Origin of the sequence: uncultured Campylobacter sp. (assembly GCF_938045405.1) — a bacterium.
GTDB lineage: Bacteria > Campylobacterota > Campylobacteria > Campylobacterales > Campylobacteraceae > Campylobacter_B.
The window spans coordinates 1-13,415 of the sequence record NZ_CALIMW010000030.1 but is presented as its reverse complement, the minus strand read 5'-3'; the positions used below and the strand labels follow the sequence as shown (position 1 = coordinate 13,415).

Here is a 13,415-nt window from a genome sequence, read left to right as displayed (position 1 = left end):
GCGCGGTGCTTATCGTGGCGCTTTCGTCGTGGTACCCGGCCAAAAAAGCCACGCAGATCGACGTGCTGCAAACACTGCGTAACGAGTAAATTTAAACGCGACGCTTTAAAATTTAGCTAAATTTTAAAATTCCAAAGCGGCGCGGTTGTATTTAGCAGTGTATTTAGCGCGGCATTTCGACGCGCAAAATAGAAGCTACGCGATCTTGCACGGCGCGCATAGCGTAAAATCGTACTAAATACGATTTGAGTCGCCAGAATTTTAATTTTTTAGCGAGATTGTAAGCTGCGCGAAGCCTAAATTTTGACGAAATTTGTGTCGTTAGAATTCGCCAAAATTTTAAATTTCAAAGGGGATAAAATTTTTATGAGTGCTTTGAAAAATTTTATGAAATTTTGCAACCAATCAAAGATAAAATTATAAAAATTTTGAAAAGGATATATGGTGAAAAAGATCGTTTTGTTTCTGTGTGCGGCGCTGTTTCTATGCGGCTGCTCTAGGAGCGGACCGCAAGATGTCCCAGAGCCAGAGCGAAATAAGGCGCCGAGCCACCATTATACAGGCTACTATTATGCATAGCGTATATTGCGCGGCGGGCGACGATACGAGACGTTTAACGGCGAGAAAATGGAAACATTGTAGTTTTTGCTCATTCGTGGACAAAAGCTCTCAAGCCTGCAATACGAGCCTTAGCAGCGTCTCGGCCTGAGCGTAGCGGCGCCAAGGCGTTTGTCCGTCTATAATAACGATAAAATTTAGGCTTATTTAAATAGGCTTAAATTTAGGACGAAATTCTTTTTAAAATTCTTTCAAATTCCCATAAAATCCCGCTGAATAAATCTAAATTTTATAAATTTTAGGGTAACATTCCCTATTTCTCAAAAAGGCTTTAAATGACTTTAATCGACGGCAAAAGCATAAGCGCGAAGGTAAAAGATGAGATCAAATCGGCCGCTTCGGATCTTGCCGCAAAGGGCGTAAAGCCCGCGCTGGCGGTGATTTTAGTAGGCGATGATGCGGCAAGCAAGACCTATGTCGCGAGCAAGGAGAAAGCCTGCGCCGCCTGTGGGATCCGCTCCGTAGCGCACCGCTTGAACTCCGATGTGAGCGAGGCGGCGCTTTTAGAACTGATAGAAAATTTAAACGATGACGAATGTATCGACGGCATCTTGGTGCAGTTGCCGCTTCCAAAGCACATTGATACGAATAAAATTTTAGAAAAAATAAGCCCACAAAAGGACGTGGACGGATTTAGCGCGATAAACGTAGGCAAGCTTACTAGCGGGCTTGCGGACGGTTTTGTGCCTTGCACTCCGCTTGGCGTGATGCGCCTGCTTGAGGAATACGGCGTGCAGATAGTGGGTAAAAACGCCGTCGTGCTAGGCCGCAGCAATATCGTCGGAAAGCCGATGGCAAGCCTGCTGCTAAATGCCGACGCCACCGTCACTATCGCTCATAGCAAGACGAAAAACCTAAAGCAGCTTTGCGCAGACGCCGACATTTTGGTTGCCGCGGTCGGCAAGGCGCATTTTGTGAGCGCAGATATGGTAAAAGAGGGTGCAGTGGTGATCGATGTTGGGATCAATCGCGGCGAGGACGGCAAGCTAAGAGGCGACGTCGATTTTGACGCGGTCGCGTCAAAATGCTCGCTAATTACTCCCGTGCCTGGAGGCGTGGGGCCGATGACGATCGCGATGCTTCTTAGCAACACGATAAAATCGGCGAAAAATCGCTTAAGACAAAGAGCTTAAATGAAAATACTAAGTAAAATTTACAAATTTTTATCGAGTTGGACGGGAACGGTTATCGTCGTTTTATTTGTCATCCTTTTTGTGGCGCAAGCCTTCGTAATCCCCAGCGGATCGATGCGCACTACGCTTTTGGAGGGTGATTTTTTATTCGTTAAAAAATTTAGCTACGGCATTCCGACACCGCATATCCCGTTTGTAGAGTGGCAGGTTGCTCCTGATAGCGATGGCGACGGGCATATTATCCGAGGCGAGGGTCCGAAACGCGGCGACATCGTGGTTTTTCGCTATCCGCTTAATGAAAAAATGCACTTTGTAAAGCGAAATTTTGCCGTAGGCGGCGACGAGGTGATATTTGATCTGAATAATTTCTACCTTCGTCCGCATGAAGGCGACGAGTTCATTGCTGCGAACTATGATGCTCGCGACATTGTGATTTTAGGTGGCGAAAAATATGTCAAAGAGCCATATAAATTTAAGGGCATTCACTACGACCCTAATGCTAGAAACTCAATGCTAACAAATGTCAAAATCGCACTTGAGAAGGGTGAATTTTCTATGAAACCCATTAGCCTAAGCGAAATTCCTCACAGCTTCGAAGCTGCGGGGATAAGCTTCAATGCCTTTTACATCAAAGTGCCGCAGGATGAGTATTTTATGATAGGCGATAATCGAAATAATTCCGCCGATAGCCGCTTCTGGGGTCCGGTACCTTATCGTCTGATCGTCGGCAAGCCATGGTTTACCTATTTTAGTATTGACGCCGATCGCAAGATCCGCTGGGAGCGAATCGGGCGCTTTGTCGATACCTTGCAAAACGACGAGAGCCTAATCTATGAGCAAAAATAAGGAGCGGCAATGCAAATAAATAAAATTTTCATAGCGAGCGATCACGCGGGCTTTCATGCCAAGGAGCAAGCCAAAAAAGCGCTCGCCGCTTTAGGTTACGAAGCGGTTGATCTTGGCACGTATAGTGCCGAAGCGAGTGTGGATTATCCCGATTTTGCGGGCGCGCTGGCGGATAAAATTTTAGCCGAGTGCGAAGCTTGCGCGCGGAGCGAAAATTTTAAAGAAAATAGCGGCAAAAATTCCGCTGCAGCCGCGGAAAATTCCGAAGCGGGCGGCAGTGAAAATTTCGGCGCGAGTATAAACGGCTGTGGAAATTTTAACGACGCCGTGCAATGTAGCGGGAAAAATGAAAATTTTAACGCTGTTAAAAACGCTAGTCGTCAAAATTTTAACGCTAGCGAAAGCATGACTACCTGCGTAAACGCAGCCGTAAGCCAGAATGCGAGCAAAGATAAAATTTTAAATTCCACCGACTACGGCATTTACGGCGTTTTGATTTGCGGTACGGGCATCGGTATCAGCATCGCCGCAAACCGCCACGCTCACATCCGCTGCGCGCTGTGTCATGACGCGACGAGCGCTAGACTAGCTAGAGAGCACAACGACGCCAACGTCCTAGCCTTCGGCGAGCGATTAATGGGCGCGCTGGTGATCGAAGATATGATTAGAGCGTTTTTTAGTACCGATTTCGCGGGCGGTAGGCACATTAAGCGCGTCGCAAAGCTAGGTGCTTGCGGCAGTGCGAATTGTGTGCATGGATTTGACGAAGCGAATTCCATGCAGAATTCCGCTCGAAATTTTGCGGAACAAAGCTGTGACGCTAATTTAAATGGGCGGAATTCTAAATCAAGCTTCGCAAGCGAAATCCCTTCTTGCAAAAATTCCATCGGCACGGATTCCGCATTAAATTTTGTGTGGAGCCTTAACGATAAAAATCCCTTCTTTACCGGCGAGAATTCCTTGATAGGCTTTTGCGGTGCACATCATATAGATTTAAATTCTACACATGCAAAGATAATCTTTGATGGGAAAACTCCATTGGATAAAAATTCCACTGGCGCAAATTCTACGTTAAATTTTACGCGTGAGAATGTTTGTGAGAAAAATTTCACTCAAAAAGCTAGCCGCAAAGATTTTGTCGGTTTGAACCCAACAATTATAAATTTAAAGGTTACAAATTCCGTTTACATGAGCGTTAAGCCAAAAAACGTAAATTGCGCTAATGCGGGTTTAACAGATGCGAATTTTGCTATTACGAGCGTAAATTTAAAGGAAGCAAATCTTTCTAGCATAGATTTTAAAAGCTTAAATTCTGCCTATTTTAACGCAACACCCGCTACTATGCGCTTTGCAAATTCAAATAAAGGAGGCGAGCAATGAGCATAGCATTAGGTGTTTTAGCGCTATTTTTTGCAGCGCTACTTATTTTATCGATACGAAAAAATTCTAAAATTTATGCTTTGCTCCGCAAGAGCGAAGAAAAAATTTTAAAGCTTAAAAGCGATAACGAAAAGCTCAAAACTGCCCTTCGCTTCGGCATCGAGGCTCTGCAAAACGAGGAGAGCGAAAACTGCAGCTTAAAAATCCAAAACGCAAGATTGAAAAGAGGTAAGCTATGAAAAGCCTAAGCAGCGAGCAAAAAAGCTATTTATTTCGCTCGATCCGCACCGTGCGCGACTTCCCAAAGCCCGGTATTTTGTTTTACGATATCACGACGCTCGTAGGCGATCGCGAGGCGTTTAATTTCCTGCTTGATCATCTAGCCGAGCGCTACGCTGATTACGGACTTGATTACATAGTAGGCATAGAAAGTCGCGGATTTATTTTTGCAGCGGCACTTGCTGCGAGGTTGAGGGTTGCTTTTGTGCCGATTAGAAAGCCAAAGAAGCTTCCTTATATCACGATTTCGCAAAAATACAGCCTTGAATATGGCTTCGATCAGGTCGAGATGCATGTGGATGCATTCTCCGGCGTGCAAGATGCCAAGGTGCTGCTAATCGACGATCTTATCGCCACCGGAGGCACCGCACGAGCGGCATTAGATCTCATTGCGCAGACGCAGGCTAAGTGCGTCGAAGCCTGCTTTTTGCTAAATTTACGCGAGTTAAACGATCTAGGCGAGTTTTCGCGTCGCACAAACGTTTATTGCGTTTTAGAGGCGTGATTTTGGAAGAGCTACTTAAAAATTTATTACAAGAATACCACCAATACGCCTATATCGTGCTTTTTGTTTGGTGTATTTTAGAAGGCGAAATCGCACTGATTTTAGGCGGCATAATGGCGCACGAGGGACATATAAATTTGCCGCTAGGTATCTTTGTTGCGGGCCTTGGGGCATTTTGCGGCGATCAGTTTTATTTTTATATCGGTCGCTACAATAAAAAATATATCAGTAAAAAGCTCGCGGCACAGCGCCGAAAATTTGCGATCGCGCACCTGCTTTTGCAACGCTACGGCTGGCCGATAATTTTAATGCAGCGCTATATGTATGGCTTCCGCGTCATCATCCCGATGAGTATCGGCATCACTCGCTACAGCGCAAAGAAATTTGCGATTATCAATCTTTTTAGTGCTTGGTGCTGGTCGGGCGCGACGATGGTTTTGGCGTGGTATTTTGGCGAGGAGATCTGGAGCGGGCTGCGGCTAATCGAGCAACACTGGTATTTTGCGATACCTATCATAGGCGGAATTTTATATCTATTTTTTAGGTTATTTAAACGTATGGAAAATCACTTTATGAACTCACGAAAGGAACGAGATGAAAGTAAAACTGCTAGATCGTAAAATTAACGAGATAGAGGCGGATTTTGAAGTTATTTTAGTCGTAGATAAAAATTTAAATCACGAATTTATTAAAGACGCGGATAAGTTTGCGCTTTTTAACTATAAAGGCGAGGGCAATCTACTCCTTGCCGAGAGCGGGCGGCTGTACGTAGGGATCAAAGAGCTTAGCTTCGATAGGTTGCGAGCGGCGCTTGCGAGCGCATACAACACGCTTAAGGGCTACGCGATCAAAAATTTTAAAATCGCCTTTTATAAATGCGGTTGCGACCGCAGAAGCACGATGGCGATGGTCGAGGGCGTGCTTTTGGGCGGCTACGAGTTTAATAAATACAAAAGCGATAAAAAAAACTCCAGCTTGAATGAAATTTTAATCTCGACGCAGGAGTACGGCGGCAGTAGCCCCGATGTACAAAAGATGAACTACGGCGTGCAGCAGGGTACCGTGATGGCAAACGCCGCAAATTTCGCGCGCGACGGCGTCAATGAGATCCCTGAAATTTACACGCCCGAAAAGATGGCGAGCGAGGCTGAAATTTTAGCCTCGAACTACGACGACGTGAGCGTTAAAATTTACGACGAGGACTTTTTGCGCGAGCAGAATATGAATGCGTTTTTGGCGGTCAATCGCTCCAGCGCTCATCCGCTTCGCCTCATCCATCTGATCTATAAGCCGCAGCGCTGCCTAAAGCGCGTCGTTTTCGTGGGCAAAGGACTTACTTATGACAGCGGCGGGCTAAGCCTGAAGCCGAGCGATTATATGCTTACGATGAAAAGCGACAAAAGCGGCGCGCTCGCTGCGATGGGCATCATCAAAGGCGCCACCGAACTTGAGCTGCCGTTTGAGATACATGCGGTCATCGGCGCTACTGAAAATATGATTGGCGGCGATTCGTATAAACCCGACGACGTGCTGCTTAGCCGCAGCGGCGTAAGCATAGAGGTGCGAAACACCGATGCGGAGGGGCGGCTCGTGCTTGCCGACTGCCTAAGCTACGCGCAGGATCTTGAGCCTGATCTGCTAATCGATATGGCGACGCTTACCGGTGCTTGCGTCGTGGGGCTTGGCGAATACACGAGCGGCATCATGGGAAACAGCGAGGAGCTAAAGCGTAAATTTAAAGATCTTAGCGATTGCAGCGGCGAGCTATTTAGCATTTTGGAATTTAACGATTATCTGCGCGAGCTAATTAAAAGCAGTATTGCAGACGTCTCCAACTGCGCTTCCAGCAGATACGGCGGCGCGATAACCGCGGGGCTATTTTTGGATAAATTTATAAAAGATGAGTATAAAGACAGGTGGCTACACCTTGATATCGCAGGTCCTGCGTATCTGGAAAAGGCGTGGGGCTATTACGCCGCGGGCGCGACGGGCGCGGGCGTGAGAGCAAACTTATATTTTTTGCAGGCTCTAGCCAAAGAGCTGAAGGACGCGTAGATGGGGCTTTCAGTAGGGATCGTAGGGCTTCCGAACGTCGGTAAATCCACCACCTTTAATGCACTTAGCGGCGCACAAAACGCGCAGGCGCAGAACTATCCGTTCTGCACGATCGAGCCCAATAAAGCGGTCGTGCCCGTACCCGATGCCAGGCTCGGCAAACTAGCGCAGATCGTTAAGCCGGGTCGCATCGTGCATTCGACCATCGAGTTCGTAGATATTGCGGGTCTCGTGCGCGGAGCTAGCAAGGGCGAGGGGCTGGGGAATAAATTTCTTTCAAATATCCGCGAGTGCGAGATCATCCTTCATATCGTGCGCTGCTTCGAAAGCGGCGACATAACCCACGTCGAAGGCTGCGTCGATCCTATCCGCGACATCGAGATCATCGAAACCGAGCTTATTTTAGCGGACATAGAGCAGCTTGGTCGCAAGATCGAGCGCCTCGGTAAGGAAGCCAAAGCAAATCAAAAGGGCGCTAAAGAGGCGCTAGCCGTGGCAAACGAGCTTTTAGCGCATCTAAACGACGGCAAGCCCGCTTCAAATTTCGCGCTCAAAGAGAACGAAAGCTACATCGCTTTAAATCGCGAGCTGCGCCTGCTTAGCGCCAAAGATGTAATCTACGGCGCAAATGTGGACGAAGACGGCATCGCGCAGGATAACGAATATGTCGCGCGCGTAAGAGAATACGCAAACGCCCGCGGCGCCGAGGTGATCAAGCTCTGCGCCAAGATCGAAGAGGAGCTCATAGGCTTAAGCAACGAGGAGACGCACGAGATGCTGCAAAGCCTAGGCGCGCAGCAAAGCGGGCTGGAGCTCATCATCAAGCGCTCCTTCGCAAAGCTCAGCCTCATCAGCTACTTTACCGCCGGCGAGATGGAGGTGCGCGCGTGGACGATCACGAAGGGCTGGAAGGCACCGAAGGCCGCGAGCGTGATTCACAACGACTTTGAGCGCGGATTTATCAGAGCCGAGGTGATCGGATTCGATGATTTTATCGCGTGCGGCGGCGAGGGCAGGGCGAAAGAAGCGGGCAAAATGCGCCTTGAGGGCAAGGACTACGTCGTGCAAGACGGCGACGTGATGCACTTTAGATTTAACGTTTAAATTTGCGCTGCATTCGAGCGAAATTTAAAATTTACAGAGTTTTAATTTGTGCCGAATTTGCACATCCGATTCAAATTTTTAAATTTGCGAAATTTGGATTTCTATGGCGTGTGAGAATTTGGAAATTTAAAAATTTTAGTTGAAAACAGTGATTTAAAATTTTGAAATTTCATAAAAAATCCCCGGGATCGAACGCATGCTCGGGTTCGGCTCGATTTTAAAATTATATAAAATTTAACTCGCGCAGGACGGAACTTTAAACATTATCGTAAGTAAGCTCAACTTTACAATTCTATGCATTTTAATCCGCCGTACCTTTCGGTGGTGAATTTTGCGCACGGACTATAGATATGAATCTTTTGCCAAAACCTGAAGCTAAAAGCAAAATCACGGGCAGAATCGAAATTTGCGCGTCCATATATTGCGCAAAGGTATCGACATATTCGCGCTTTTTGAGATTAAGGGCGTATGTTTTCGCATACGCTGCTCTGTTTTAGCGAATTTCTATGATTGCGTGTCGTTAACATTGATTTTGATGGGACTTCTCGCCTATCTTAACGCGGGTGTGCAAAAATTAAAATTTTAGTGCGAACGCCACAGAAAGTAGCGCGCATTTTACGAAATTTTACCAAAATTTGGAGGAAAATAATGTGGCATTTAAAAAAGAAAGCTTCAAGTGAATTGAAATTTTTCACAATTATCGGCAAGATAGAAAACTTAGAAACAGACTGGGGGCGAGACGGACTGTATATAACATTTGAGGTAAAAGGAATAAGATTTTTCGACTATCCCGATCAATGGTTTGCTGATAACGGCGATATAGTCGAGGTAACGTATTGTTATCTTTCCCCTGAGTCGCCCAGCATAACGCATATTTCGATTTTAGCTAAGTATTCAAATTATATGAGAGTGAAACAGGCTCTAGCTATAATTTGGGATTTTATATTAATAGTTTTTTTAATCGTAACGTTTCCCATATGGTTTTATGGCATTAGTAAGTTGTCCATTTTATTATATATTGCCTTAGGGTTCTGCATCTTGCAAAGAGCTTGTAAAAAAATCAAAATTTTATATGAAATCGAGAAAAATAGAGGCTAATTTGTCTTTATTTTTCCGCGTATTAACGCATAAATAAAAAATCATTTGTCTTAAGCATCGTCTTGTGCGCCTTATCGTAGGTCTCATCCAGCTGCCGTAGTTTTTGCGTGCGGTTGTCAAACGTCTTCGGTATTTTTAACTCGTCTTTATTAGGATCATATGGCGAGCAAATTTAGGTGATATGAAAGTTTGCCTTTGATCTTAGTAAAAAAGGCTTTATCGATAGAAATGTAAATTTATACCGCATGGCGGTAGATTTTGAGCCAAAACCACAGAAACGAAAGCAGCGATATAAAATTTAATGTGCGCGCAAAATGTTACCGTTCGGCGAAAATTATATCGCTAAAAATTTTATAGAAATGCCAAAATACTAAGCGATCTTGCTCTTGCGTCGCAAAGGCTCATTGGATATAAATTTAAAGCGTAAATTACAAAGCAGGGCTCAATTCAATTAAATCGAGGCTTCGATCCAAAATTCGTTTTAAATTTTTGGATCGAAACGCACCAAAGACTAAAACGTTATCTCCCAGTTAAATCTAAAATTTCTGCGCGGCGCGTAAAACCTGCCGATGCCCGCACCCGTCGCTTGATCGATCATATTGACTGTTCCAAAAGCCCTGATTGAGCGCGCGCTATCCCAAGTGATATATTTGGCGTTGGTTAGGTTGTAAACGCCTAGACTAAAGTTAAAATTTTTTTGCGGCTTTGCATAAGCAATAACGTCCACTACCGTATAATCACCGCTTCGCCAACCTTTGGTATTATCGGTTACGGGCTCTCCGTTTACTATAGAAGCATCGATGTGCCCCCAATACGGATCCGTTCTTTCGACTTGGCTTTTCCAATACATATTGTAGGTATCTTTGCGCTTCTTGGCTCCTACGTCAGTTATGAAAAGATCAATGATGCCATATTTGTCGCCAGGCGTAGAATAGCCGATATTATAGACGGAAGTAGGGGGTTGGATCGCATTCATCGGCACCTCTTCGCCCCTGCTGCATCCGGAGTTTGAATTATTGGCGTTTGAGCCGTTGCTGGCGCACGACATTCTGCCCTTTTGTCTGCTATATTTATACCCCAGCCTAAATCCCTCTAGACTCTCCGATACATCGCCGAGCTCCAGATGGGTATTTATCTCAAATCCATGCACTTTGGCGCTATCTCGGTTTACGTTTTGATAAAACGGATAGGGTATCTGCTGATCTACGACTTGTAAATTTCCCAAAAATTCAAGATCGATAAAATTTTTATAATCCGTCTTAAAAACATCGAAAGTTATGCGGCTTCTCTCGCTATAAAAAGTAAGAGCGATCTCTTTCGTCCTTGCAATTTCTGGTTCTAAAAATATATTAGGACGGATAGAAAAGTCCGGATGCTTAAAGGTCATATACGCCTCATCCGATGTCGGAGCGCGGAAGCCTTTGGAGCCCTTTAGTTGTATCCTCATCTAATCCAGTGGGTCTAAATTTAGACCTAGTTTATATGAGTTGCTGTTGTATTGCTTTTCTCTTAGTAGGAATTTTAAATTTTCCTGATAATTTGTTCTCCGTAAGGAGTGTAATAGCCATGCACTCCATCGTAAGGATTATAAGGATACGGCACCCATAGACCGGTTATGATGCCTCTTGGCACTTCAGGATGGCCGGTATATTTTGGTTTATGGTTTACAAAATCTAAGCGATAACCGAGATCGAAGCCTACGTATTTAGTTATTTGAATTTCATCCCCGATATAGCTTGCTACAGTCGTAGTTTGCACCGGGATCAGATAGGTACTCACTGCAGTGGTATTGCTTCTTTGACTACCATTCATATGGTAATTAGGGTTTGGCACGCCACCTCCAGGAGTTCTACCGAAGAGTATATTATCCCACCATTGTGAATCACCCGAGTAAAATCCATCTTTATTAGTCATAGATTTATCTGTTTGATCCAAAAGTCCGCCGTATGATATAGAATTATCTATCAAATTAAATAGACTAAATTCTTTTTCTAAGTCTAGATTAACCTGAAATGTCTTAGTTTCTAGAGTCCTATCAGTGTATTGGACGGAATTGTAACCATCGGTATATGGAGTTAAATGAAATAGATTATAAGCCTTTGTCATAGTATCCATATCGCTCGGATCTCTTTTTATAGTCCCGTAAACTCTGCCGTCAGGAAGAGTATGCTTTTCTATCTCTCTTTACACTAATTCGTAATTATACTCCCAAGTATCTCCATCGTATGTTTCTTTTAATACTTTGAATTTTTTATTACAATTTACTTTGGAACAATCCAAATAATATCCTTCACCATCCCTTTTTTTATAATCGCTGCCCCTATTTAGAATATTGCCCGAACCATCTTTAATAATTTCTTCGCCTTCTTCGACAGGTCGCGGATCAACGCTTAGGGGTCTATTGTTTTTATCTACGATATCATAACCGCTTGAGCTTTCATTTAGATGCATCCCAGAAGGATTTTGCACATTCTGGCATCTATTGCCTTGGCAACCCTCTTTATTTATTGCACGGTTCTTAATATTTTGCCAAGAATACGAAAGTTTGACACTGTCCCAAAGTGGAGTATCTCCGACATATTCGTAGCTAAACTGCACGTTTTTTCTGGTAGAGCTATCGTGGTTTGTCCTATTTCCATATCGTTCCGGAGCATCCGGACGGCTACCCATTCTTAACGTATAAGAAAGATCCTCGCCGTCGGAATTTTGCTTCGAGTCATCTATCGCGATAGACAATCTATGGTTATCGCTCGGCTGAAATCCCACTTTTACGAGCGTGCTTTTTTTGGTTATGGTATATGGGTCTGCTTTTTCGCGAGTTTTACCTATGTGAAGTTTGTCCTCTTTACTATCATATATGTCGTAGAAATAGTTTTTTCTTTCATGTCCGTGCCTATCGGTGTTTATAACTAAAAAATCAAACCAGCCGTACCTAGCTGCGCCGGTGAAGGAGTGGAAATTTTGACTATCGACGCTTTGATAGCCCTGTTTAAAGCCGAAATGATAGTTCTTTTCCGTCAAGAAATCCCTAGCGTCTTTGGTTTCAAACATAACCGATCCGCCGAGTGCGCCGCTTCCTGCTTTTATGGAGTCGGCTCCTTTGGTGATATTGGCTGTTTTGACATTTTCCATCTCTACGCCGTTTCTTGTGTTATTAAAATTTCCATACCCCTCAAAGAGGTCTTTAAAGCCCTGCGAGCTTAGAGTCTCCGCTTGACGAAGCCCGTCCACCGTGATAGCCACGCGGTTTTCGTCCACGCCGCGAACGGCGTATCCGCTAGCGCCGAATCTGCCCGTCTCGACCGCCGTGATACCGGTTTGGTATCGCACCAAGTCTCTACTATCGGTGATCTGCTGCTTCTTAATAGTCTGCACAGTAGTTTTAGTTTCGCCGACCTTTTGCTCGGCTACGCTTTGTGAATCGACATTGCCCGTTACCTGGATAGTTCCTAATTCTTGTGAGTTGGCCGGCTCTTCTGCGTAAAGCGAGCCATAAAAGAGCAGCGAGGCATAGAGAGAGAGAATCTTCTAAACATTCATATTTTCTTACTTAATGATTATAGAACTGATTATTAACGCGGCGAATAATAATACAAAGATTTTTAATGTTTAATTAAATTGCAGTTTAAATTTAGGGATAAATTTTAAATGCTTGAAATTTTGATTTTTAAGAAGTATAAAATTTTGAATAGTCAAGAAATGCGTAATAGGCGTATTTTAAGCTTTAATCTAGCTCTAAATTTTGCAAAGCATTTTTGAAACGGCTAGAAAAAATACTGAAAATTATAAAAGAGCGAATGATAACAAAGCGCATTTTATAATATGTAACGCGCTTTTTTAATTATGATATTTTTGCTGGTAATTTTAAAATTTTATACCCATATCGCTGCGTTATAAATTTAGGATCTTAATAGATTGACGCCTCGCGGGATTTGTTAGCAGATTTATTTATCGGTGCCGGAATAGGGCATAAATTTTTGCCGGGTAGAATTTCGCGCTGCGCTATAAATTTCATGCGCCGCGAAATTTTAAAATTCTGTTTCGCGAGAATACGGCAAGCTACAAAATTCCGCCACGCAAATAAAGCATACCGCCACGTTACGGGCATCGATAATCTACTCGTTTATTCAGCCAAATTAACCCATACCGCCGCAAATTTTATGTTTTAAAATTTCGCGCCGAATCTTTCGCAGCTAAAAAATACCTCGCAGAGCCGCTGTACCCTCTACATGCCTGTAAGGCAAGAAATAATGCACAAACTTCGTGCAAGTGCCGTCAGGCACGCATATTTCGGCGCTCAGTCTGTGTCTAACATGCGTAGAATCAAGACCCGGTACCTCTATTCTGCCGCTTTTGTAACCGCTGTAGCCCATCTCTATCGGCACCTCTAGCTCATC

At 44.4% G+C, this 13,415-nt stretch carries 14 protein-coding genes and 2 pseudogenes; 12 read left to right on the top strand and 4 right to left on the bottom strand.

Annotated elements, in window-relative coordinates:
• From Q0140_RS01145 to Q0140_RS01090, 12 genes and pseudogenes are all read left to right on the top strand, one after another.
• The coding region (locus tag Q0140_RS01145; protein ID WP_297960758.1) for a hypothetical protein at positions 1 to 89 on the top strand (89 nt) is incomplete at its 5' end.
• Positions 90 to 444: 355 nt separating this feature from the next.
• The gene (locus tag Q0140_RS01140; protein ID WP_297960755.1) at positions 445 to 579 is read left to right on the top strand and encodes a hypothetical protein; all 135 of its coding nucleotides are present in this window, start codon (positions 445 to 447) and stop codon (positions 577 to 579) included.
• A gap of 314 nt (positions 580 to 893) precedes the next feature.
• Positions 894 to 1,751, top strand: coding sequence for a bifunctional methylenetetrahydrofolate dehydrogenase/methenyltetrahydrofolate cyclohydrolase FolD (gene folD, locus Q0140_RS01135; protein ID WP_297960752.1), 858 nt, complete (start codon positions 894 to 896; stop codon positions 1,749 to 1,751).
• On the top strand, positions 1,752 to 2,597 hold the full coding sequence (gene lepB / locus Q0140_RS01130) for a signal peptidase I (protein WP_291937048.1): 846 nt from the start codon (positions 1,752 to 1,754) through the stop codon (positions 2,595 to 2,597).
• 9 nt (positions 2,598 to 2,606) lie between these two features.
• Positions 2,607 to 2,771, top strand: a pseudogene (locus tag Q0140_RS01125) (RpiB/LacA/LacB family sugar-phosphate isomerase); the annotation flags it as partial.
• A 309-nt stretch (positions 2,772 to 3,080) separates the two neighbouring features.
• Positions 3,081 to 3,326, top strand: a pseudogene (locus Q0140_RS01120) (RpiB/LacA/LacB family sugar-phosphate isomerase); the annotation flags it as partial.
• Between the two features lie 647 nt (positions 3,327 to 3,973).
• Positions 3,974 to 4,216, top strand: a complete 243-nt coding sequence (locus Q0140_RS01115; protein ID WP_297960750.1) for a hypothetical protein — start codon at positions 3,974 to 3,976, stop codon at positions 4,214 to 4,216.
• The gene (locus Q0140_RS01110; protein WP_291937052.1) at positions 4,213 to 4,761 is read left to right on the top strand and encodes an adenine phosphoribosyltransferase; all 549 of its coding nucleotides are present in this window, start codon (positions 4,213 to 4,215) and stop codon (positions 4,759 to 4,761) included. The genes Q0140_RS01115 and Q0140_RS01110 overlap by 4 nt, the downstream gene beginning before the upstream one ends.
• 2 nt (positions 4,762 to 4,763) lie before the next feature.
• Positions 4,764 to 5,381, top strand: coding sequence for a DedA family protein (locus tag Q0140_RS01105; RefSeq protein ID WP_177388946.1), 618 nt, complete (start codon positions 4,764 to 4,766; stop codon positions 5,379 to 5,381).
• Positions 5,356 to 6,816, top strand: coding sequence for a leucyl aminopeptidase (locus Q0140_RS01100; RefSeq protein ID WP_297960747.1), 1,461 nt, complete (start codon positions 5,356 to 5,358; stop codon positions 6,814 to 6,816). Before Q0140_RS01105 ends, Q0140_RS01100 begins: the two co-directional genes overlap by 26 nt.
• Positions 6,817 to 7,920: a redox-regulated ATPase YchF gene (gene ychF, locus Q0140_RS01095; RefSeq protein WP_297960745.1), complete on the top strand. Its 1,104-nt coding sequence runs from the start codon at positions 6,817 to 6,819 to the stop codon at positions 7,918 to 7,920. It abuts the gene before it with no gap.
• 648 nt (positions 7,921 to 8,568) lie between these two features.
• Positions 8,569 to 9,018 carry a hypothetical protein gene (locus Q0140_RS01090; RefSeq protein WP_177388939.1) on the top strand — a complete coding sequence of 150 codons (450 nt, stop codon included), beginning with the start codon at positions 8,569 to 8,571 and terminating at the stop codon, positions 9,016 to 9,018.
• Between the two features lie 511 nt (positions 9,019 to 9,529).
• Here the strand turns inward: Q0140_RS01090 and Q0140_RS01085 are convergent.
• From Q0140_RS01085 to Q0140_RS01070, 4 genes are all read right to left on the bottom strand, one after another.
• The gene (locus Q0140_RS01085) at positions 9,530 to 10,465 is read right to left on the bottom strand and encodes a TonB-dependent receptor (protein WP_297960741.1); all 936 of its coding nucleotides are present in this window, start codon (positions 10,463 to 10,465) and stop codon (positions 9,530 to 9,532) included.
• A gap of 74 nt (positions 10,466 to 10,539) precedes the next feature.
• A complete protein-coding gene (locus Q0140_RS01080) occupies positions 10,540 to 11,133 on the bottom strand; it encodes a hypothetical protein (RefSeq protein ID WP_297960738.1) in 594 nt (197 codons plus the stop codon).
• A gap of 69 nt (positions 11,134 to 11,202) precedes the next feature.
• On the bottom strand, positions 11,203 to 12,393 hold the full coding sequence (locus tag Q0140_RS01075) for a TonB-dependent receptor plug domain-containing protein (RefSeq protein WP_297960735.1): 1,191 nt from the start codon (positions 12,391 to 12,393) through the stop codon (positions 11,203 to 11,205).
• A gap of 818 nt (positions 12,394 to 13,211) precedes the next feature.
• Positions 13,212 to 13,415: hypothetical protein (locus Q0140_RS01070; protein WP_297960732.1), on the bottom strand; the 204-nt coding region annotated here is incomplete at its 5' end.

Coding starts and splice junctions, on each gene's coding strand:
- Q0140_RS01110 (WP_291937052.1), top strand. CDS start 4,213: ATGAAAAGCCTAAGCAGCGAGCAAAAAAGCTATTTATTTCGCTCGATC.
- Q0140_RS01080 (WP_297960738.1), bottom strand. CDS start 11,133: ATGGATACTATGACAAAGGCTTATAATCTATTTCATTTAACTCCATAT.
- Q0140_RS01090 (WP_177388939.1), top strand. CDS start 8,569: ATGTGGCATTTAAAAAAGAAAGCTTCAAGTGAATTGAAATTTTTCACA.
- Q0140_RS01115 (WP_297960750.1), top strand. CDS start 3,974: ATGAGCATAGCATTAGGTGTTTTAGCGCTATTTTTTGCAGCGCTACTT.
- Q0140_RS01085 (WP_297960741.1), bottom strand. CDS start 10,465: ATGAGGATACAACTAAAGGGCTCCAAAGGCTTCCGCGCTCCGACATCG.
- lepB (WP_291937048.1), top strand. CDS start 1,752: ATGAAAATACTAAGTAAAATTTACAAATTTTTATCGAGTTGGACGGGA.
- Q0140_RS01100 (WP_297960747.1), top strand. CDS start 5,356: ATGAAAGTAAAACTGCTAGATCGTAAAATTAACGAGATAGAGGCGGAT.
- ychF (WP_297960745.1), top strand. CDS start 6,817: ATGGGGCTTTCAGTAGGGATCGTAGGGCTTCCGAACGTCGGTAAATCC.
- folD (WP_297960752.1), top strand. CDS start 894: ATGACTTTAATCGACGGCAAAAGCATAAGCGCGAAGGTAAAAGATGAG.